General features: G+C 70.3%; 15 protein-coding genes. 9 read left to right on the forward strand and 6 right to left on the reverse strand.

The window, feature by feature from the left end; genetic code table 11:
• Positions 1 to 54: 54 nt before the first annotated feature.
• On the reverse strand, positions 55 to 462 hold the full coding sequence (locus tag OID54_RS12085; RefSeq protein WP_329018097.1) for a DUF3291 domain-containing protein: 408 nt from the start codon (positions 460 to 462) through the stop codon (positions 55 to 57).
• Positions 463 to 1,053: 591 nt separating this feature from the next.
• Here OID54_RS12085 and OID54_RS12090 point away from each other — a divergent pair.
• Genes OID54_RS12090 through OID54_RS12100 form a run of 3 tightly spaced genes read left to right on the forward strand, consistent with a single transcriptional unit; the run spans position 1,054 to position 6,418 of the window.
• Positions 1,054 to 1,515 (forward strand): hypothetical protein, encoded by a 462-nt coding sequence (locus OID54_RS12090; RefSeq protein ID WP_329018100.1) that lies wholly within the window; start codon positions 1,054 to 1,056, stop codon positions 1,513 to 1,515.
• Entirely contained in the window at positions 1,512 to 5,312 is a 3,801-nt protein-coding gene (locus tag OID54_RS12095) for a tetratricopeptide repeat protein (RefSeq protein WP_329018103.1), read from the forward strand. The genes OID54_RS12090 and OID54_RS12095 overlap by 4 nt, the downstream gene beginning before the upstream one ends.
• Entirely contained in the window at positions 5,309 to 6,418 is a 1,110-nt protein-coding gene (locus OID54_RS12100) for a tetratricopeptide repeat protein (RefSeq protein WP_329018105.1), read from the forward strand. The genes OID54_RS12095 and OID54_RS12100 overlap by 4 nt, the downstream gene beginning before the upstream one ends.
• Before the next feature lie 49 nt (positions 6,419 to 6,467).
• Here OID54_RS12100 and OID54_RS12105 read toward each other — a convergent pair whose 3' ends face one another.
• The gene (locus OID54_RS12105; RefSeq protein ID WP_329018108.1) at positions 6,468 to 7,874 is read right to left on the reverse strand and encodes a VanZ family protein; all 1,407 of its coding nucleotides are present in this window, start codon (positions 7,872 to 7,874) and stop codon (positions 6,468 to 6,470) included.
• Positions 7,875 to 8,153: 279 nt separating this feature from the next.
• On the opposite strand from OID54_RS12105, the gene OID54_RS12110 reads away from it, so the two are divergent.
• Positions 8,154 to 8,495, forward strand: a complete 342-nt coding sequence (locus OID54_RS12110; RefSeq protein ID WP_329018111.1) for an antibiotic biosynthesis monooxygenase family protein — start codon at positions 8,154 to 8,156, stop codon at positions 8,493 to 8,495.
• A gap of 117 nt (positions 8,496 to 8,612) precedes the next feature.
• Complete coding sequence (locus tag OID54_RS12115; protein WP_329018114.1) at positions 8,613 to 9,092, forward strand: GNAT family N-acetyltransferase; 480 nt, start codon at positions 8,613 to 8,615, stop codon at positions 9,090 to 9,092.
• Between the two features lie 14 nt (positions 9,093 to 9,106).
• Here the strand turns inward: OID54_RS12115 and OID54_RS12120 are convergent, their stop codons facing one another.
• Positions 9,107 to 11,158, reverse strand: a complete 2,052-nt coding sequence (locus tag OID54_RS12120; protein ID WP_329018116.1) for an MFS transporter — start codon at positions 11,156 to 11,158, stop codon at positions 9,107 to 9,109.
• Between the two features lie 205 nt (positions 11,159 to 11,363).
• Here OID54_RS12120 and OID54_RS12125 point away from each other — a divergent pair, with 205 nt between their 5' ends.
• A complete protein-coding gene (locus OID54_RS12125; protein WP_329018119.1) occupies positions 11,364 to 12,035 on the forward strand; it encodes an HAD-IA family hydrolase in 672 nt (223 codons plus the stop codon).
• Between the two features lie 192 nt (positions 12,036 to 12,227).
• On the opposite strand, the gene OID54_RS12130 is transcribed toward OID54_RS12125, so the two are convergent.
• Entirely contained in the window at positions 12,228 to 15,041 is a 2,814-nt protein-coding gene (locus OID54_RS12130) for a hypothetical protein (protein WP_329018122.1), read from the reverse strand.
• Between the two features lie 274 nt (positions 15,042 to 15,315).
• On the opposite strand from OID54_RS12130, the gene OID54_RS12135 reads away from it, so the two are divergent.
• Positions 15,316 to 16,302 (forward strand): NAD-dependent epimerase/dehydratase family protein, encoded by a 987-nt coding sequence (locus tag OID54_RS12135; protein WP_329018125.1) that lies wholly within the window; start codon positions 15,316 to 15,318, stop codon positions 16,300 to 16,302.
• A 209-nt stretch (positions 16,303 to 16,511) separates the two neighbouring features.
• On the opposite strand, the gene OID54_RS12140 is transcribed toward OID54_RS12135, so the two are convergent.
• Positions 16,512 to 17,096 carry a TMEM165/GDT1 family protein gene (locus tag OID54_RS12140; RefSeq protein ID WP_329018128.1) on the reverse strand — a complete coding sequence of 195 codons (585 nt, stop codon included), beginning with the start codon at positions 17,094 to 17,096 and terminating at the stop codon, positions 16,512 to 16,514.
• Between the two features lie 244 nt (positions 17,097 to 17,340).
• Positions 17,341 to 18,084 (reverse strand): ABC transporter permease, encoded by a 744-nt coding sequence (locus OID54_RS12145; RefSeq protein ID WP_329018131.1) that lies wholly within the window; start codon positions 18,082 to 18,084, stop codon positions 17,341 to 17,343.
• Positions 18,085 to 18,247: 163 nt separating this feature from the next.
• Between OID54_RS12145 and OID54_RS12150 the strand changes: the two genes are divergently transcribed.
• On the forward strand, positions 18,248 to 18,910 hold the full coding sequence (locus OID54_RS12150) for an HNH endonuclease family protein (protein WP_329018134.1): 663 nt from the start codon (positions 18,248 to 18,250) through the stop codon (positions 18,908 to 18,910).
• 123 nt (positions 18,911 to 19,033) lie between these two features.
• The gene (locus tag OID54_RS12155) at positions 19,034 to 20,821 is read left to right on the forward strand and encodes an alkaline phosphatase D family protein (RefSeq protein ID WP_329018136.1); all 1,788 of its coding nucleotides are present in this window, start codon (positions 19,034 to 19,036) and stop codon (positions 20,819 to 20,821) included.
• The last annotated feature ends 64 nt before the right edge of the window (positions 20,822 to 20,885 follow it).

The following is a 20,885-nucleotide window of genomic DNA, read 5'->3' on the forward strand; positions in this document are numbered from 1 at the left end:
GGGAGTGTCGGGATCGCTCGGACGGCCCGCCGGCCATGCTCGTGATCAGTACGCCTAGGCGCGGGCGTCGGATGCCGCCTGCTCGTCGAGTCGTCTTCTGGCGTCCGCCCAGTCGATGGGCAGATCCGCCACCGGGGCATCCCAGAAGGTGAACGTCGACGTCCGCATCACCGGCCGGATGGCGCTCATCACGCCGCGGTGTGGTTCGGTCTGCGCGAAGGTGTAAAGCGCATCGCGGTCCTCCCAGGCAGAGAGGGTGCAGAAGACCCGCTGGAACGGGTGGGCGTCCAAGGAGACGCCGAGCGCGCCGGGCGCTTTGCGCACCTGCTGCCAGGCGGCCACGGTCTTCAGGAGGAAGCGCGGCACGTCCTTCAGCGACCGTACTTCGAAGCGCGAGGCCATGACGTAGGCGACGGTGCCGGGTCGGGCCGGATGGGGCTTCACCCAGGGGAGAGCGGGCACGACTTCCTCGCATCCATGGTGGTCGGAGAGTGGCACGATCCACCCTAGGTAGGGCCCCTCCCCTACGCAGGGGAGCGTGGGCCGGATGAGGATCTCCGCACCGAATCGGCGCAGCGCGAGGCGCCGCGGCGGCCGTCAAGGTTCTGTCTGGGTGAAGGGCCGCTGTCACCGGGACGGGGCCACTGTCGCGGCCCGGGCGGAGTACGGCGGGTTCTGCGCCAGGAGGCGTTTCGGCGGCGTTTTGACAGCGTTTTGACGGTGTTTTGACGGCTACGGCACAGGGGCACGATGACCCGCGCCACAGCGCCGAGCGGGCCGTTCTGCTCGCCTTCTCTCCCTCATTCCCGCCGAAGCCCGCGTTCCTGGCGCTGCGACTGCCGGCCCGGCCCCCGCGTCTGCCTGCTGCCGGCCCCACACGCCCCGGCGCCGCGGTTCATCCTGTGCCACTCGACTGGTGGAAGCATCGAACGCAACTTCCCACGTACTGAAGCCCATTGAGCGAGCCAGCTCCGCCCCCCGCCCCCGGGTGCGTCCTACGCTGGACCGACCCGCCGACACGGTCGGCGTTGGCTTGCCGATGGGGGATGGAACATGTTGGCGGAGGCGCTCACGGCTCTCGCCGGTGCCGGAGGGACGGCGCTGGTGGGAGCGATGGCCACCGATGTCTGGAGCGGAGCCCGGGACGGTGTCGTGCAGTTGTTCCGGCGGGACGACCCCGACCGACCGGCGGCGATCGAAACCCAGTTGGACAACGACGCCGACACCGTGGCCGCCTTGGCCGAACAGGGTCGTGCCGATCGGGTGCGCGAGGAGTTGGCCCTGCTGTGGACCCTGCGCCTGACCCGGCTGTTGGAACAGCAGCCAGAGGCCGAAGGCCCGCTGCGAGAACTGGTCAACCGCCTCCGCGACGAGCGTCCGAGCACCAGCACGACCTGGCAGCAGACCAACACCGCCCGGGACGGTTCCACCCAGTTCGCCGTGCAGGGCGGGAACGTCGTCTACCACCAGAGCCCCCGGCCGCCGTCCGCGGACGGCGGCGCGATCCACAGGTGAGCCCGGAACCCCGGCTTCCAGACGCTCTCCACCAGGAAGTCCACGCCGCAGGCGGCTTCGCCTACGGAGCGATCGGCGCCGACATCCATGTCTTCGGCGACGGAATGCCCGTCTATCTGCTCCACATCCATCGACCGCCGAACCCCGCACAGGACTCCGCCTGGCTCCGGGAGCCGCCCAGTCGGATGCTCGGCGCCGATGCCGCGGTCGTCGAGTTCACCGGCCGCCAGGAGGCACTGACCGCACTCGACGACTGGTGCGGCGGACCACCCGGGCTGCGCGTGCGCTGGCTCCATGGCGCGGGCGGTCAGGGCAAGACCCGGCTCGCCCATGAGCTCGCCGGCCTTCGTGGCACCCGGGGTTGGCTGGTGGTCGACGCCGTCCATGCCGCGGACACCGAGCCGCCGGACGCCGGCAGCCAGGACCTCCGTGTCTCCGGCCACCCCGGTGTTGTGCTCCTGGTGGACTACGCGGACCGCTGGCCCCTGGCCCATCTGAACTGGTTGCTGACGAACGCGCTACTGGAGGCGGACGTACCCGTACGGGTGCTGCTGATCGCGCGCTCGGCCGACGCCTGGCCCGCGCTCCGCGCCAAACTGGCCCGACGGGACCGCAACGGTAGGCCGGCAGCCACATCGGACCAACTACTCCGCCCGCTCCGGACCGAAGGCGACGACCGGGCGGCCATGTTCCGAGCGGCCCGCAGCGGCTTCGCCCGGCACTACCCCGCCCTTCCCGACCCGGACGCGATCCCCCCGCCCCTGGGACTCGACCATCCGGACTTCGGGCTGACGCTGAGCGTCCACATGGCGGCACTCGTCGCCGTGGACGCCCGTGCCCACCACCGCAGCACCCCCGACGACCTCATCGGGCTCACCACCTATCTCTTGGACCGGGAACACGAGAACTGGGCCCAGCGCCACGAGAACCGCGCAGCGGAGGAAGGGCACCGCATCTCGACGACCACCATGGCGAGGGCCGTGTTCACCGCCGTACTCACCGGCCCCGTACGCAGGGAACGAGCCGGGAGCCTGCTGCCGGAACTGCTGTTCACCGAGCCCGCCGAAACCGTCCTCGCCGACCATGCCGCCTGCTACCCGCCGTCCGTGCCGGGCGACACCCATGTACTGCACCCGCTGCTCCCCGACCGGCTGGCCGAGGACTTCCTCGCCCTCTCCTTACCCGGCAGCCCCGTCACCGGCCACCCCACCGACCTGTGGACGGTCACGGCCGTGCACACCGTGCTTCGACGTCGGGCAGGGCAGCCACCGCCCTACACACCCCGTGCGCTCTCCTTCCTGACGGCCGCGGCCGAACGCTGGCCGCACATCGGGGACAAGGTGCTGTTCCCCCTGCTGCGCCGCGATCCGGAACTGGCCGTCAGGGCCGGCAGCGCCGTACTGACCTCACTGGCGACCATGGAACGGCTCGATCCGGACGTGGTGCGGTCCATCGGCCTGGAAACCCTGCTGAAGCCGACCGATGACGCCCTCGTCGATGCAACCGCCGACTTCACCGAGCGCGCCGTCGAGCAACTCCTGTCCGAGGCCCCGGACGAAGTGGGGGAAGCGGCCCTGATCGCCGGTCTCAGCTTCAGCCGCGGACGGGCCGGTCGCACCACGGACGCACTGACCGCTGCCGAGGAGGCGGTCACCCGCTTCCGCAAACTGGCGGCGGCCGACCCCTCGTACCGCACCATGCTGGCGGCGGTGCTCCTCCAGAGCGGAGAGCTGCTGGCCCGCGTGCCCCGCCCCGCTGAGGCGATCGCCCGCTGCGAGGACTCCGTACGGCGCTACCGGACGCTCGCCGCCGACGATCCCGCGCTGCTGCCCCAACTGGCCGCGGCCCTCGCCGGGCTCGGCGATGTGCTTCAGCGCGGCGGCCAGTTGGGGCTGGCCCTGGCGGTGACCGAGGAAGCGGAGGGCGTCCATGAGTCTCTGCGCGAAGTCGACCTCCTCGCCTTCGTGAAAGCGGCACCCCAACACGCGGAACTCACCCATCAACGCGCCCTGCTGCTCGCGGAGCACGGCAATCATCAGGAAGCCCTGGCAGCCGCCGAACACACCGTGGGCAATCTGCGGCAACTGGTGCCCTTCGACCCGAAGGCCCGTACGCCCCGACTGGCCACCGCCCTGATCACCCTCGGCGGACGCTTGCGTCAGGTCGGGCGCATCACGGAGGCCGCTGAGGTCATCGAGGAAGCGGTCGGCCTCTACCGGCCCCTGGCTGCCGCCCGCCCGCAGCTGCGGCCCGAACTCGCCACCGCCGTGCACGAACTCGGCTCACTGCTCGCGAAGGCCCGACGCACGGCGGACGCCGAGCCCTTCTTGACGGAGGCCCTGGAACACCACCGAAGACTCGCCGAGTCAGACCCCGCGCAGTGGCTGCCGTACGTGGCCAAGGCCCTCCACGACCTGCGGGCCCTCACCGCACGGGACAAGGTCGCCTGGGGCAGCCGGGGCGAGATCGATCGGCTGGCACGGCAGCTGCGCCGCCGACGCGACCGGTCCGGCCTGTGGGAGCTCGCCCTCGCCGTGCCCGTCAGCGACGCGGCCCGCATCACCCGCCGACTCCCCCGCCGCTGGAGCCCCAAGGACCCGGCGGCGCAACCGCTCGCCACCGCGCTGCGCACCGCCCGGTCCCGCTCACTGGCCGGGGCGGCGCAGTCACTCGGCCAGAGGGCCGTCGTGAGCACCCACGATCCGATCCGCAGCGCCCGACAGCTCTCCTTCGCCCCGACGGGCCCGCTGTTGACCCTGCTCACCGCCCCGGATGCCGGCACCGAACGCCTGCACCTGCTCGACACCAGTACGGGACGGCGCACCCTGCTGTACGAGGGCCCGGCCGGCCACGGCTCGTTCAGCACACTGCCGTCCGGCGAGGTGGTGGCGATTCGCACCCCCTGGTCCGGACGGTCCAGGTCCAGGGCGGTGCAAGCCCCCGGGTACGGCCCATGGGAACTCGTGCAGTACGGGGCCGGCCGCACCGAACGGCTGGGCAGCGGACCGCTCCTGGACGGAGCGCGCGCCGTGGTGATCGACGCCGGCTATGTGATCGGTCTGCGTTCCCGCTCCGGGGCGCTGCTGGGTCATCCCGGCGCGCCCCTGCGCAGGGTCTCCCTGGAGCCGTTCGGGCTGGGCCGCGGCGATGTCGTGGCAGCGGACCCGACCGGGACCCGACTCGCCTTTGCGGACGGCCCGTTGGTGGTGCTCACCGACTCGGCCCTGACCACGGCGCTGGCCCGCGGGACGGCGCCTCCCGACCATGGAAATGTGGAGGAGCTGGTGTTCGTCTCCAGCGATGAACTGGTCTCCGTGGGAGATCGCGGCAGCGTATTCCTGTGGCAGGTGATGGACGGGAGGCTGCTGATGGTCGCCGCGGCGGAGAACGCACCACGACTGCGGCACCTGTTCGCCGTTCCGTCCTGGCGCACGGTCGGGGGTTGGGCACCGCGCGAGCGGCGCGCCCACTGCTACGACACCGCGACCTTGACACCACGGGGCCTACCACGGCCGAGCGACCACCCCCCGCTGGCCGTCGCCGCCTCGTCCGACGGCCGGCGTCTCGCCTACGCCACCGGGGGCGGCCTCCGGCGCAGGAGCAGGGGTGCATCGCTCGCCGTGCACGACCTGCTGCACCCGGCCGCCGTCTGGGAACGGCCGCTGGCCGCGCTCAGCACCGCTGAGCTCGAACCGTCCTGGGGCGCCGTACAGTCGCTGCCGTCCGAGCAGCGCGATCTGCTGCTCCTCACCCGTGCGGCGGTGGAGTACCGAAGCACCCCGCGGACATCGGGATGAGCACAGCGGCGGCGCCCGACCGCGACGATGACGAACCCCTCACCCTCACCCCCGAACTCCTCGGTGGCCATGTGCGGTCGTTGGCAGCCGCCGAGCGGGAACGGGGACCGTACGACCCTGAAGCGCTGCGCCGCAAAGGAGTCCTGGCCGCCCTCGTGCACGCTGCCGGTCTGGCGGGAGAGCCCGACGGGCCGCTGTTGCGCAAGGCCATCGAGCAGTACCGGGAACTCCACTCACGTCGTCGTCTGGTGTTCGGCAGCCATCATGCGGACACCCTGTCCACCTGCCATGACCTCGGCTCGGCGTTGCTGGACGCGAACCGTCCCCACGAGGCACAGCAGACGCTCGCACAGGCGCTGGCCGGGCGGGAGTCCGTCTTGGGCGCCGAAGCCCCGGAGTCCTGTACCACCCGGTTTCGGCTGGCCGAGGCGCTGCTCGCCACCGGTGAGGCGCAGCAGGCCATCGCCCTGCTGAAGCAGACCGTCCGGGTGGACGAGCGCAGTCTGCCGCTGGGGGACGAGGACCGGCGCGCACGGCGGGCCGCTCTGTTCTGGGCTTCGTACCGGGCCGACCTCCACGGGGAGTCGATCGAGTTGGCAGCCGGAATGCTGCGGGAGACCGAGCAGTTGTACGGGCCCGACCATCTGGAGTGGTTCGTCTGGGCGGACAACCTCGCGAACGCCCACCACGAGGCGGGCGACCCGGCCGCGGCGATCCCCTGGTACGAACGGGCGCTGCACGGCCTGTCGGGGATCTTCGGCCCCGAGGACGCGAGAACCCTGCTCCGATGCCGCAATCTGGCGGTCGCGAGGCAGGAGACCGGCGATCTGAGCTCGGCGATCGAGCTGGTCCGCGAGGCACGGCTGAGCTGGCAGCACATGCAGGGACCGCGGGGCGAGGACACGCTCAACACCCGCAGCCACCTCGCGGAACTGCTGTTCAGGGCCGGGCGCCATGAGGAGGCGGCGATCGAACTGTCCGCTCTCGTCGACGATCTCACCGAAGCGGCCGGCTCGAAGCACCCGGCCCTGCCGGAACTGCGCGCCCGGATGCGGGATGCCCGCAGACTCGCGGGCATCGCCCGGACGACGGCAGCCGGTAGTTAGGCCGGAGCACCCTCCTTCCGATGCTTCGGCCCGGAGGCGTCGGGCCGACTCAATCAGCCTTCACCGCGACATCGGCGCTGTCGTACACCTGTCCTGTCACAGCGTCCACGCGCCACAGTTCCGTCGTCTGTGAAGCATCAGGGTCGGGGTCGGGCACGGGCGCGCCGATCGACAGGTTGACCAACCACTCGGGACGCCAGATGCCCTTCCGTTCGACCGCTTTGAGCGTGAACGCATCGCCTCGGAGATCGTCCTCGATGCCTTCTCCGCGGGGGCCGAGCCGGGCGATCATCGCGGCCCGCGCCGCCTTCTCAGCCTGCTCTGCGCTCAGCTTCGCCTTGTCGAGCGTCAATCGCTTGGGACCGAGCGTCACATCCACCTGTGAGACGTGCCCGGTCCTGTCGACCTGCACATCCAGCATCCTCGGCATCAGCACATCGTTGTGGACCCAGCGCCAACTGGTCATCCACCCCAGCTCCGCCTTCCCGCCCACCGGATATGTCTTGTGCTCGACAGCGTCCGCACCCCACGGGTAGCGCTCGCGCATGTACGACTGCGCGATGCCGTATGCCTCCCGTTCATTGGACGGCGCCTTCGCCCCCGGGACGGGGTACCCCATGACGCTGGGACGGTCGCTGTCCTTCAGGAGCACGTTCAGGTGCTTCTTGTCCGGCCAGGACAGAGTGCCGTTGCTGAACGCCTTCGGGTGCCGTTTGTCCCGGCTGAGCAGGACGAAGACGACGTTCCTGCACGGCGCCCCCACACACGGCTGGTCCTGCACCCGGCCCAGCGCATACCGATCACCGAACGCCTCTTCCACCACCTGCTCCACGGCCCGCACTTGCCCGGAGTCCGCAGCCGACAGACCCGTGCCGTCCACGTGCGAGAAGGTCAGCATCGGGCGGGCCACACCGGCCCCCAGCGCCAGCAGCACCGCGGAGGCGATCAGCGACGCCTTCGTACCGGCGCGCCAGTCGAGCGGCGTCCGCCTGGCGATGACGAAGGCGGCGACCGCCAGTCCCACCAGGCCACCCAGGATGTTCATCTGGGCGTCCGAGCTGTCGCACACCCGCCCCAGACCGCTCACCTCGGCCTGGGTGAACTCGATGGCCAGGGGCAGCGCCACAACGCCCACGAGCGCAGGCAACGGTCGGCGCGAGGCCAGCAGGGCGAAGAGCCCGAGCGGGACCGTCATGGCGAGGTTCCACAGCCCCTGCGTCGCTTGGAAGGGCTGGGTGAAGTCATGGTTGATGACGCACTGGCCGCTGGCCCTGCCGCTGCCCATGAAGGTGACACCGAGCACACCGGTGATCGTGGCGACAAGCCCGGCCCACCACCCCGCGTGGGGGTTGCCCAACCGACGGAAGATCCACCATGCGGCACCCCCCAGGAGGAGGGCTATGAGCACGAGGGTGGCTAAGTAGCCGTAGTGGTTCTGGAAGATCGCGGTAAACACGGGTGTGTTCCTTGCCAGGTCAGGGGGCAGAGCGCGGACGGGCCTCGCCCTCGCAGACGGAACCCAACGGTCGACGGTTTCAGCCAGTGTGGATCGGCAACTGTGGAGTGCCCGAGGCCCATGGGCCAGCCGCTTCGGGACGATCGCCCCGTCGTGAGGTGCGCCCTGGACGGCCTGCCCTCACCCTCACGGCGCCTTGACCGAGGCATGTAGCAGACTGCACCCATGTGATCGAAGGCCAGGTGCGGTGCCCGGCCTGTACTTCTTGAGAGGTGTCCTGTGCCCAGCGTCGTAAAGATCAACGTTCTGACCGTCCCCGCCGAGCAGCGTGAGGTGCTGGAGAAGCGGTTCGCGTCCCGGGCCGGTGCCGTGGAGGGCGCCGATGGTTTCGAGTGGTTCGAGTTGCTGCGCCCGGTCGAGGGCACCGATCAGTACCTCGTCTACACCCGCTGGCGCAGTGAGGCGGACTTCGAGGCGTGGATGTCGGGTTCGATGCGCAGTGCACACGGCCAGGGCGGGACGGAGGGCGAGGCGCGCAAGCCGGCCGCCACCGGGTCGACCGTATGGTCCTTCGAGGTCGTCCAGACGGCCGCGCCGCGGTCTTCGGGCGCCGAGAGCTAGCCGCTGCCGAAAGCTCCCGGGCAGCGCGGCCTCATCCGTACGATCCGTACGATCTGCCGCCCGCGCCCGAGGTGAAAATCGCTGGCCAGCGGCCCGGGAGACGAGGTACAGAGGGGCATGACGTCTTGGTCCTTCACCGCCGAAGCTTTTGACTCGCCCGCCGCCAGCAGCCTGCGCCACGACTACTACGCAGAGGTCGCAGGTCGCTACTGGCAGCGGCCGGCGACCCCTGCGGAGATGGCCGAAGGGCTCAGCGGAGACGGTGTCGAACTGCTCGTCCCGCCCACCGGGCAGTTCATGGTGGGACGGTTGGGGCGGGTCGCGGCGGCCTGTGGCGGTGTGCAGATGCTGGATGCCGAGCGGGCCGAGCTCACCCGGGTCTATCTGCGGCCCGCGTACCGCGGCCGGCAGGGTGGGCGGCTGCTGCTGGCGGCGTTGGAGGAGGAGGCCCGCGCGCTCGGTGCGCGGCGCATGGTCCTCAACACCCGGCTCGACCTCGTCGAGGCGCGACGCCTCTACCTCCGACAGAGCTACCGGGAGATACCCGCGTACTGCACCGGCCCCTACATGGACGTCTGGTACGGCAAGGAGCTGTGAGTCGCCCGTGTGGCTCAGGGTGCGCGGTGGTCGCCCCTCGGGCCCGGGCCGTGGGGGCGTTCCCCGTCCGATCCGCAGAGTTCGGCGTTCAACTCCTCGACCAGTTGCACCAGGTCGGTGGGGCGATCGGGCCCCCACCAGTCCCCCAGCAGGTCGGCCAAGGACTCTTCGCGGGCCTTCGCTAGACGTACGGCCGTCTCCAACCCCTTCTCGGTGAGCAGCAGTTGTACGCCTTCCCGATGGGCGAGTTCGCGTTCCTCCAACTGGCGGGAGGCATCGGTGATCACGGTCAGCGGTACGGGGGTGGTGTCGGCGAGTGCGCCCGGTTCGACGGTTCCGTGGCGGCGGATGCGCAGCAGCAGCCAACTGGAGGCGGGCAGCAGGTCATAGCCCGCGCGTTGGGTGATCTTCTCGTACACATGGCGTCTGCCCTCTCGGGAGCCGAGCACGGACAGGGCCCGGGCGACCTCCTCGTGGGACGAGCGCTGTACGGGGTTGGAGGCGAGGGTCTGGCTGGGTTCCGGGGCGGTGACCGAGCCGCGAAGCCGGTCCTCCTTGAGGAACCAGGCGGTGATGAAGGCGACGAGGACGACCGGCACCGCGTAGAGGAAGACGTCGGTGATGGAGGACGCGAAGGCGTGTAGCGCCGATGCGCGCAACCCGGCGGGGAGTTCGGCGATGGTACGGGGGTCGGCGGCCAGGTCACCGGCCCGGGCGCCCGGCGGTACGTCCTGGCCGCGCAGGGCTGCGGTGAGCTTGCGTTCGAGCCTGCTGGTGAAGATCGTGCCGAAGATGGCCACACCGAAGGACGCGCCGATGGAGCGGAAGAAGGTGGCACCGGAGGTGGCAACCCCCAGGTCCTCGTAGGGCACGGAGTTCTGCACCACCAGGACCAGTACCTGCATGACCAGGCCGAGGCCGGTGCCGAAGACGAAGAAGTACGCGCTCATCTCCCAGGTGGAGCTGAACTCGGTGAGCCGGTGCAACAGCAGCAGCCCGATCGCGGTGATGCCGGTGCCGGCGATGGGGAAGACCTTCCAGCGTCCGGTGCGGCTGACGATCTGCCCGGAGGCGGTGGAGGCGATCAGCAGTCCCAGCACCATGGGCAGCATATGGACGCCGGACATGGTGGGGGTGACGCCCTGCACGATCTGGAGGAACGTCGGTAGATAGGTCATCGCGCCGAACATGGCGAAGCCCACCACGAAGCTGATGACCGCGACCAGGCTGAAGGTGCGGATGTGGAACAGCTTCAGCGGGAGCACGGGCTCCACGGCCCTGCGCTCCACCAGGACGAACAGGACGAGGAGCACGGCTCCGAGTACGGCGAGCGAGATGATCTGCGGAGAGCCCCAGCCCCAGGTAGTGCCGCCGAGTGAGGCGACGAGGACCAGACAGGTGGCGACCGAGGCGATGAGGAAGGTGCCCAGGTAGTCGATGGTGTGCCGGGTGGGGCGCGCGGGGATGTGGAGCACGGTGGCGATGACGCAGAGTGCCACCACTCCGATGGGCAGATTGATGTAGAAGACCCAACGCCAGCTGAGGTGCTCGGTGAAGAATCCGCCGAGGAGGGGGCCGAGCACGCTGGTGGTGCCGAAGACCGCACCGAACAGTCCTTGGTACTTGCCGCGTTCGCGGGGCGAGACGATGTCGCCGACGATCGCCATCGAGAGGACTATCAGCCCGCCGCCGCCCAGGCCCTGGAGTGCGCGGAAGCCGATGAGCTGGGCCATGTTCTGGGCCACGCCGCAGAGCGCCGAGCCGATGAGGAAGATGACGATCGCCGACTGGAACAGCTTCTTGCGACCGTACTGGTCGCCCAGCTTGCCCCACAGCGGGGTGGCCGCTGTGGAGGCGAGCATGTAGGCGGTGACCACCCAGGAGAGGTGGTCGAGGCCGCCGAGTTCGCTGACGATCGTGGGCAGGGCGGTGGAGACGATGGTCTGGTCGAGTGCGGCCAGCAGCAGACCGAGCAGGAGCGCGCCGATGGCGACCAGCACCTGCCGGCGGTTCTGGCCTTCACCGGGCGCCGGGCTCGTGGGTGTGGTGCTCACTTCCTGAGCCATGCGTTCTCCTCAGGGTCCGCGTCCTTCCCATCGTGGTGGGTGTGAGCGCATCTGGCCTGCGGGGTTGGGCCGGGGGTGGCGGACGGGAGGGCCGCTTTGTATCATGAGTAAACAAAATCGACTTCGACCACTCCCCCCAGCGGGGACGCCGAGTCGTGCCATCTCACCCATCCCCATCACCGCTACGGAGCACGGAGTACACCGAATGCCGGCACGCACCACCACCCTGACCGCCCGGGCCCTGCTGCTCGACATGGACGGCACCCTCGTGAACTCGGATGCGGTGGTGGAGCGCCACTGGCGGCTGTGGGCGCAGGAGCACGGTCTGGACCCCGAGCAGGCACTGAAGGTCGTCCACGGCCGGCAGGGCTACGCCACCATGGCGGAACTGCTGCCGGACCGCCCGATGGCGGAGAACCACGCCGAGAACGCGGTGATGCTGGAGCGCGAGACCGCCGACATGGACGGGGTCATACCGGTACCGGGGGCCCTGGCGTTCCTCACGGCGATCGCCAGCGCACCGCACGCCCTGGTGACGTCGGCGGACCGGCCACTGGCCGAAGCGAGGATGGCCGCCGCCGGGCTGTCGATGCCGGACGTTCGGGTGACCGCCGAGGACGTGAGCGCCAGCAAGCCCGATCCGGAGGGCTTTGTGAAGGGCGCAGCGGAGTTGGGGTTCAGTGCGGCGGAGTGCGTGGTCTTCGAGGACTCCGAGGCGGGAATCCTCGCCGCTCGGGCGGCGGGCATGCGGGTGGTGGGCGTGGGCGAACGCGCCGAGGCGCTGGGCCCCGACCTCCAGGTCACCGACCTCACTGAGCTTGGGGTGACGGTCCAGGACGGTCTGATCACCATCGTCGACATCCGCGCCACGGGCTGAGCCGAGGCGGCCCCACTCCGGTCCTCGGTCGCACGGGACACACCTGCCCCGGGGCAGGCGGCCGGCCGTGGGGACCGCCGTCGGTCACGCACAGTGCCCCAGGTCCCTAGGGACCTGGGGCACTGTGCGGCTCGATCCCCGGGTCAGCCCCGGTCCTCGGCCATGCTGCTCATGTCCGACTCACATCCGATGTTACGAAGCGTCCTTCACCTTGCCGATGCAGTACGCACCGGGCTTCTGGTTCCAGTCGCGGTCGTAGTGGAAGAACCTGAGCCGCGTGGCCTCCTCAGCTTCGGTCACCGTGTCCGTGATGGTGGGCACCGTCACCTCGGCGGTCTTCTTGCCCGCGGGGATGTCGGCCGCCAGCCACGGATCGTCCGCAACGTTGAACAGTGACCGCTCCGGAGTGGGCAACCGTCCGAACTGCCGGTTGATCCACGCCGGGTCGACGTCGAGCGTGGACAGCGTCGGTCCGCTGGCCACCGGCTGGAAGGAGAACCCGGTCACCACATCGGCGTCGGCGACCTCGGAGAGGGAGACCCGCCACTTCAGCACTCCGCCCTCGGTCACCCGATTCGCGACGGGCGTGACCGTGATCTTGGGCATCGGGTCGTCGTCCAGCACGGTCAGGCCCCCGGAGTAGGAGCCGATGGCGGCTCCCCGCACCGCCTTGGCCGCCACCGTGTGCCACCTGTCGTACCCGTAGCGGGTGTTGCCCTTCACCTTGACCGGGACGTTGATCGAGTTGGTGCCGGCCGTAACCGTGACCGTCCTGGTGGTGAGCTTCTCGGTGAGCAGGTCCCTGATGAACAGTCGGACCTGGCCGCTGCCCTTGCCGGAGACCTTCGCCGGAATCAGATAGGTACGCTCCCCCGAGTTGCCCTCCTTGACCCGCAGTTCACCGAGGTCCACCCGCGGCAGTGCGACGGGCGCCACCGCAGGGGTGCCCGGGCGCCAGCCCCAGGCGTCCACCAGCCAGGCCCGCCCGGAGGTGGATCGCGGAGTGAGCTCCAGGGTCTTCACCTGCTTGAGGTTCAGTCCGGCCTTCACCGCCGCGGTCAGCGGTACGCGGACCTCGCGCCCCCAGTGCGCGAAGGTCCGGTTCGTGCCCGGCAGCCCGTCGACGGTGGCCCGCCCGAGGGTCGCCTTGCGACCCGCGGTGTCGGTCACCGTGATGTCGACCTTGGTGCCGGTGGTGTTGGGCGGCACGATCAGCCGCAGCGCCAGCGACTCGGCACCGGAGACGGAGACCGGCCGCGCGGGAGTCATCCGGACCGGTGAGCCCGCCTTCGTCCACTTCAGGGCGATGGACTGGCGGCCCGGCTCGGGCGAGGCCACGAACCCCACGAAGTGCGGCGAGCCGCCGGGCTCACGGCCACTGAGGCAGGCCGTCTTCACCCGGTGGTCGACCTGGTTGCACAGTCGACCACCGGTGACGGCGACCGATGCGTCCGGCAGGATGACGGGCGCGCGATGGCCGCCGACCGCGTGCGTGAGCACCCGAGCGGGGTCCGCCGAGGGAGCGCGCCGGTTGGAGCCGTCCAGCAGCGGACGGACCCGGTCATCACCCGCGACGAACAGTCGGGCCGCCGCGGCGATGTAGGTGGAGCCCGCGGACTGCTGCTGGGTCGCCGTCAGCCGGTGGGCCGATGTGCCCAGCGCACACACGGCATCCGGCTTCTCGCCGGGCTCCGGAGGGTAGAAGTCGTCGTCGGCAGGCGCCTCGGCCTGTCCCGGCGTCCACTCGGTGTTGAAGTAGTTGTGGTTGGCGCCGATGACGTAGACCGAGCTGTGCAGGGAGGTTCCCCGGCCGGTGCCGCGGGTGCCGTCCGCGTACATCTGGCCCTGGAGGTTGGACACATCGCCGTCACAGCCGGGAAGGATCGTCATGGAGGGCACATCGGGCGCCGGGTTCTGGCCGAAGATCGTGGGACCGATGAGGACCGTGCCCCGGATGCGCCAGCGCACCGGGCCCTGGTATCCGTCCTCCGCGGCCGGTGGCTTGAACCGGCTGTCGAGCGCGGCCCGGTTGACGCCTTCGCCGCCTCGGGAGTGACCGACGAGCAGCACCCGGTTGAGATCGGCGGGCGCAGCGGCCCGTACGGCGGCCGGCGCCTTGGACGGGGCGGTGCCCCACTGGGCCCAGCGGGCGAGGTGCAAGCGCACCAGCGAGGAGCGGGCCTGGGCGCCGGCGTCGTTCGCCATCGCGTCCTGCGCGTTGATGCCGTTGGCGGAGATGGACACCGTGACATAGCCCTGGGAGGCCAGGAGTTTCTGGTCGTGGAGATAGCCGCGATAGCTCGGCACCGCCTTGAAGCCGGTCTCGCACGGCCAGGACATGCTGATCTCGCCCTTGGCGTCGTAGCAGGTGAAGTGGCGGCCGTGGAGGAAGAGGGCGAGCGGCCTGCGACCGGGGGCGTCGGTCGGTGAGACGACCGTGGCGCGCATCTCGATCGGGCTGGCGTAGCCGGGCAGCCGTACCGAGTTGAGGGCGTACTCGCCACTCGTGGTGCGGTACTTGCCGGGGACACCGGGGTCGACCGGGTTCGCCGGGAGGGGCGTGGCCGGCTTCGTCGGAGCGGCGGAGCGGCGGGCGTCGGGGCTCTCGGGCGTTGCGGCGGCGTCGAGGCGCCGGCCGGCGGCGAGGACCTTGAGCTCCTCGGACGCTCCGATCCGGATTCCCTCCAGGTCGAGCGCGAAGCTGCGCTGGTCCTTCGTTGGAACAGGAATGCCGAGGAAGCGGTCCCCGGCGTAGAACTCGATACGGGCGTTCCCCACGGGCACCGGTGCGGACGACGTCCAGACCAATTGCCTCTCGGTGCCCGTGCCGGTTATCCGCCAGCCGTCGGGGAGTTGCCCCGGACTGCCCGGCGGTGCCGGGGATATGAGATCGGTGGGTCGTTGCGGTTGTGTCGTCCCCGGTGCGGCGTGCGCCAGTCCCGGTACCCCCACCGCAAGAGCGATCACCGCAAGTGCGGCCGTCACCCTGCGCGAGACACGGTTCAAGGTGGTCCTCCTCCTCATCGATCGTGCCCGAGCACCCCAGGAACGCCTGAGGTCCTCGTTGTCGGAGGACGGGGAACGCTGGTGGGCGGTTGCCTCGCGCAGCACACTGTGGCTGTACGGAAACCTGCACGTCACAGGCGGATTTCGGCCAGCACACCGGAATTTGATCGTCCGTTGGCGGCTGGATCAAGCGGAGTGGCGGGGGACCGCACGCCGGCTCTGCTGGCGGCAGATTCCCGTTCCCGTCCGAGGTCGGCGGTGTTTGACTGGCGCGATGGAGATCCTCGTATTGGGCGGTACGGCATGGGTGGGGCGGGAGTTGTCCCGGCAGGCGCTTGCGCGCGGACATCGGGTGACGTGCCTCGCCCGCGGTGGAAGCGGCCCCGTCGCCGAGGGCGCCACCCTGATCGGCGCCGATCGGGGTGACCCTTCGGCGTACCACGCCCTGCTGGACCGCACCTGGGACGCGGTCGTGGAGGTGTCGTGGCAGCCCGGGTTCGTCCGCGATGCACTCGCCTTCTTGGCAGACCGGGCACGGCACTGGACGTACGTCTCCTCGATCAGCGCCTATGCGTCGCACGCCGTCCCGGGCGCCGACGAGTCCGCGGCGCTCCTCGCCCCCACCGACCTGAGCTCCGCAGGTCGAGAGGCGTACGGCGAGGCGAAGGTCACCTGTGAGCGGGCCTCGACCGATGCGGTGGGCGATCGGTTGCTCGTGGCGCGCGCCGGACTGATCGGTGGCCCCGGCGATCACAGCGGCCGGTCCGGCTACTGGGCGGCCCGTGCCGCCCGGGATCCGCGCGGGCCGATGCTGGTGCCGCACGCACCCGATCTGCCGACCCAGGTGGTCGATGTACGGGACCTGGTGGCCTGGCTGCTGGATGCCGCGGAGGCGAGGACGACCGGCATCTTCGACGCGGTCGGTCCGGTCCTGCCCTTCGACGAATGGATCGAGTTGTCCCGTGTCGCAGGCGGACATGGCGGCCGGGTGGTCACCGCCGATCCCGCCTGGCTGCTGGCGCAGGGGGTGGCCGAGTACATGGGGCCGCAGTCCTTGCCGTTGTGGCTGGTTAAGCCGGGGTGGGAAGGCTGGTCGGCGCGGAGTGGCGCCGCGGCGGAGCGGGCCGGGTTGCGGCATCGCCCCAGGGCGGAAGTGTTGGCCGACACCTTGCGGTGGGAACGGGAACAGGGCCTGGACAGGGAGCGGCGCGCGGGGCTGAGCGCCGCGCGTGAGCGCGAACTCCTGGACGCGCTCGGGTAGTGCCCAGCACGGGACTGTTGGCACGCGTTTCCTCGCGGTGAGACTGCGGATGCGGCGGGCTGCGCCGCAGTCCACGACAACGAGGGGCCGACTCGTCGACGAGGCCGATCACGGCGTGATGGCTCCTTCTGGTCGGTGTCGAGGCGCACCACGGCCCCGGGGCCACCGAACGCTCGGTGGCCCCGGGGCCGTGGTGGTGGCAAGGGGCGTCACCCCATGAGCGCCTCATAGAGACTGAAACCGGCCAGCGCCAGCATCAGACAGGCCGCGATCTTGGTGATCAACCGCAGCGGTACGTACTTCATCAGGGTCCGCCCGCCCAGGATGCCGATGCCCGCCACCGCCCAGAGCGCCAACACCGCACCCAGGCCCACCGACACGGGGTCGTCGTAGCGGGCGGCCAGGTTGGCCGTCATGATCTGGGTGAGATCGCCGAACTCGGCCACCAGGATCAGCATGAACCCGGCCCCGGACACCTTCCAGAACGACTGGTCGGCGGGGGCCTTGATGTTCTCCTCCTCGTCGTCGTTCTTCTTCAGGAGCAGGATCAGCGCTCCCGCGAGGAACAGGATGCCGACGACGGCCTGCACCAGGCGTTGGGGCAGCAGGGTGAGCACGGAGCCCGCTGCGATGGCCAGTGCCACGTGCACGGCGAAGGCGGCGGCGACACCGACGAAGACATAGGAGGCCCGGTAGCGCGTGCCGAGCATCAGTCCTGCGAGTGCAGTTTTGTCGGGGAGTTCGGCCAGGAAAACAACGCCGAACGTGATCGCCATGATGGTGAAGCTGATCACGGATGGTTCCTCTATCGGTCGGGCTGCCCGCGCCGAGAGACCTATACCGCTCCAGGGGTCGCTTCGGCACGGCAGCGTCGGTAGGACACTGCGGCCGAAGGTCTCGCTGGCGGATACCGGACCGATGGACCGGGAACCGCCTCCGGGCGCCGGCCAGGCCCAGGGCCCGGCAGTATGTCGACGTTCCGGCGAAGAGCTACTCCCCTTCTGCTCTCCCCAGGGTACGTCACGGCCCTCGGTGAGCTCACTCCTGTGCCTCCCGGTGGACCGCTCCCCGGGCGACCAGCTCCAGCACCACCGCCACCGCGACCGACTGCACCGCCATCAGCCCCACCAGGACGAACAGCTGTACGGCACCTGCAAGCAGCGGCGATGCGCCCCCCAGGAGCATTCCCACGAAAGCACCGGGAAGTGTGACGAGCCCCACGGTCCGGGTCTGGTCGAGTCCCGGTAGCAAAGCTTCTGCGGCGGGCGTCCTGGCGATCTCCAGACGGGCGTCCCGGTCCAGCAGCCCCAGCGCCATGCCCGCCTCGACCTCGCCGTGGCGCAGGCCGAGCTCATCCAGGGCCCGTCGCCCCGCCAGCACCGTCGCCGTGAGCGCGCCGCCGATCAGGATGCCCGCGACGGGAATGAGCGCGATGCCCTTCAGTGGTACGAGTCCGGTCAGCAGCAGCGCTCCCACCACGGGGAAGACCCCGGCCGCGATCGGCAGTGCGGCCCACCACCAGGTGGCGTTGGGGGTGATGCGCCGGCCAGCGGTGCGTACGGCGACGGCGTACATCAGCGCGACGAAGGCGAGCAGCAGGGGCAGCGAGCGCACGACCGCGCCGATGACCAGGGAGACGACGGCGAGTTGGGCGGCTGCCCGGACTCCGGCGATGACGATGTCGCGCGAGCGTCCGAGATGGGCGAGTGCGGCAACGGTCGCCGCCACGGCGAGCAGTACGGCCAGAACAGCCCCGAAGGTGACATTGACCGGCAGCAGCACGCGCCAACCCTACGCCGGCTCACCTCTGCTGGCGGTGCATCAACCCTTGATTTGACGTGGGCATGTCGTCAGGCTGAAGTGCGGACGTCCGTCCCCGCACCACCCGGACGCCCCACCCGGCCGCACCCTCCGGTCGAGGCCCCCCATGCTCAAGGGAGTTCGCATGTCCTTCTTCTACGCGCGTCGCTCGCGCCGCCCCTCCCGTGCGGCACTGCTCGGTTCGGCGGGGGCGCTCGCCCTCGCGAGTCTCCTGACGACCGCACCCCCGGCCCAGGCCGCCCCGCCCACGCCGGTGAACGCCACCACCGCCCGCACCTACCTCGGCCAGCTCACCGTGCGCGCCGAAGGCAGCTCCAGCGGTTACAGCCGGGACAGGTTCCCGCACTGGATCACCCAGTCGGGCAGCTGCAACACCCGCGAGGTCGTCCTCAAGCGCGACGGCCGCAACGTGGTGCAGAACGCCAGCTGCGCCGCGGTCAGCGGCACCTGGTACTCGGAGTTCGACGGGGCGACCTGGACGGCGGCCTCCGACGTGGACATCGACCACATCGTGCCGCTCGCCGAGGCATGGCGATCCGGCGCAAGCAGTTGGACCACGGCCCGCCGACAGTCGTTCGCCAATGACCTCACCGGCCCACAGCTGATCGCGGTCACCGACAACGTCAACCAGGCGAAGGGCGACAAGGACCCGGCCGAATGGCTACCGCCGCGCACCGCGTACCGCTGTGTCTATGTGCGGATGTGGGTCCAGGTGAAGCACACGTACGGCATGAGCGTGGACACGGCCGAAAAGAGCGCGCTCCAGTCGGTCCTGGGTGGCTGCTGACCCCGGCAACCACATCAAGACCGTGTGTCACCCGGTGGACACCGGACGCATGCACGGCCGAACCCCTGTCCGTATCCCTCCGTCGTTCCGTACCGTACGGGGCGACGGAGGAGGAGGACAGCCATGGCCGATCCGGCGGGGCTTCGACTGGGACCACTGCTGCGGTACGTCGACTGGGAGACCAAGGACCATGCGACGGTCTGGGTCGAGACCGACCGCGCGTGCACGGTCGAGGTCATCGGCGCGGACGGCTCCCAGGGCTCCGGCCCCACCTTCGCGATCGCCGGCCACCACTACGCGCTGGTGACGGTCCGCGGACTGACGCCCGGCACCAGTACCCCGTACGAAGTCCTGCTGGACGGTGCGCGGGTCTGGCCGCTGACGGACTCGCCCTTCCCCCCGTCGACCATCACCACGCCCCCGGAGTCCTCGACCGGTGTCACCGTCTCGTTCGGGTCCTGCCGCTGGGCCGCGGCGCCCGCGGACGAGCACGACCCCGTAGGCCCGGACGCACTCGACACCCTGGCCGCCCGGATCGCCGCCGACCCGAGCGGACCGCGCCCGGATGTCCTGCTCCTCCTCGGCGATCAGGTGTACGCGGACGAGACGTCCGAGGCGACCCGAGCCTGGCTCGCCGAGCGGCGCGACCTCGACGAGGCTCCCGGCGCCGAGGTCACCGACTATGAGGAGTACACCCGGCTCTACGACGAGTCCTGGCTCGACCCGGAGGTGCGCTGGCTGCTCTCCACCGTCCCCAGCTGCATGATCTTCGACGATCACGACCTGATCGACGACTGGAACACCAGCGCCGCCTGGCTGGCGGAGATGCGCACCCTCCCGTGGTGGCGGGAGCGTGTCGTCAGCGGACTGATGTCGTACTGGGTCTACCAGCACCTCGGCAATCTCCCACCGAAGGAACTGGAGTCGGACGGGCTGTTCGCCGCCGTCACATCGGCGGCCGACGGCACCGCCACGCTGCGCGAGTTCGCGGTACGGGCGGACGACGATCCGCTCTCCACCCGCTGGAGCTACCGCCGCGACTTCGACCGTACGCGGCTGCTCATGGTGGACACCCGGGCGGCTCGGGTCCTCGAAGAACAGCATCGGGCCATGCTCGACCCGGATGAGGCCCGCTGGGTCAGGGACCAGGCGCTGGACGGCCTGCGCGAGGCGGCGGGCGCGACCACGGCCGCGGGGCCACTGGCGACGGAGCCACTGGCGACGGAGGGACCGACGGCGGTGGGGCCGTACGACCACCTCCTCATCGGCACCTCGCTGCCCTGGCTGCTGCCGCCCCTCATCCATGACACGGAGAGCTGGAACGCGGCACTGTGCCGGGGCGAACGCGGAGCCCGTTGGGCACGGTTCGGCGAACGGCTGCGGCGCGGGGCCGACCTGGAGCACTGGGCGGCCTTCCCGCGCTCCTTCGACGAACTGACCGCCCTGGTGGCCGAGGTCGGCACGGGCGACCACGCCCCGGCGACGATCTGCGTGCTCTCCGGGGACGTGCACCACGCATATGTGGCGGAGCCGGACTGGCGCGGTGCGGGAGATCCGGACGCCCGGGTGTACCAACTGACCTGCTCCCCCGTGCACAACTCCATCCCCAGGATGATCCAGCTGGGCTTCCACTTCGGTTGGAGCCGCTTGGGGCGGCGGCTGGGACACGTGCTGGCACGCCACGGGCGGACCGGGAGGCCGCCGGTGCACTGGTCCCGGTCGGGCGGGCCCTGGTTCGGGAATCAGTTGATGACCCTGACGCTGCGCGGACGCTCGGCACGGCTGAGATTGGAACAGGCCCGGACGGGGCAGCCGACCGCACGGGACGCGGACGCCCGCGGTGCCGCTCGTCTACTGACTGTGGATGAAAGGGAGTTGGGCCCGTCGAGCGCTCGGCGTCCACGCGAATGAGAGTTGTATGAGAAACATCCGAAAATCGAATGTTGAACTTGCAAGTACATTTTAGGACTGCCTT

Source organism: Streptomyces sp. NBC_00690, from assembly GCF_036226685.1.
GTDB lineage: Bacteria > Actinomycetota > Actinomycetes > Streptomycetales > Streptomycetaceae > Streptomyces.

Excerpts from the sequence above, each read along its gene's own strand:
- OID54_RS12155 (WP_329018136.1), top strand. The coding sequence starts at position 19,034 with ATGGCCGATCCGGCGGGGCTTCGACTGGGACCACTGCTGCGGTACGTC.
- OID54_RS12100 (WP_329018105.1), top strand. The coding sequence starts at position 5,309 with ATGAGCACAGCGGCGGCGCCCGACCGCGACGATGACGAACCCCTCACC.
- OID54_RS12150 (WP_329018134.1), top strand. The coding sequence starts at position 18,248 with ATGTCCTTCTTCTACGCGCGTCGCTCGCGCCGCCCCTCCCGTGCGGCA.
- OID54_RS12125 (WP_329018119.1), top strand. The coding sequence starts at position 11,364 with ATGCCGGCACGCACCACCACCCTGACCGCCCGGGCCCTGCTGCTCGAC.
- OID54_RS12115 (WP_329018114.1), top strand. The coding sequence starts at position 8,613 with ATGACGTCTTGGTCCTTCACCGCCGAAGCTTTTGACTCGCCCGCCGCC.
- OID54_RS12120 (WP_329018116.1), bottom strand. The coding sequence starts at position 11,158 with ATGGCTCAGGAAGTGAGCACCACACCCACGAGCCCGGCGCCCGGTGAA.
- OID54_RS12090 (WP_329018100.1), top strand. The coding sequence starts at position 1,054 with ATGTTGGCGGAGGCGCTCACGGCTCTCGCCGGTGCCGGAGGGACGGCG.
- OID54_RS12135 (WP_329018125.1), top strand. The coding sequence starts at position 15,316 with ATGGAGATCCTCGTATTGGGCGGTACGGCATGGGTGGGGCGGGAGTTG.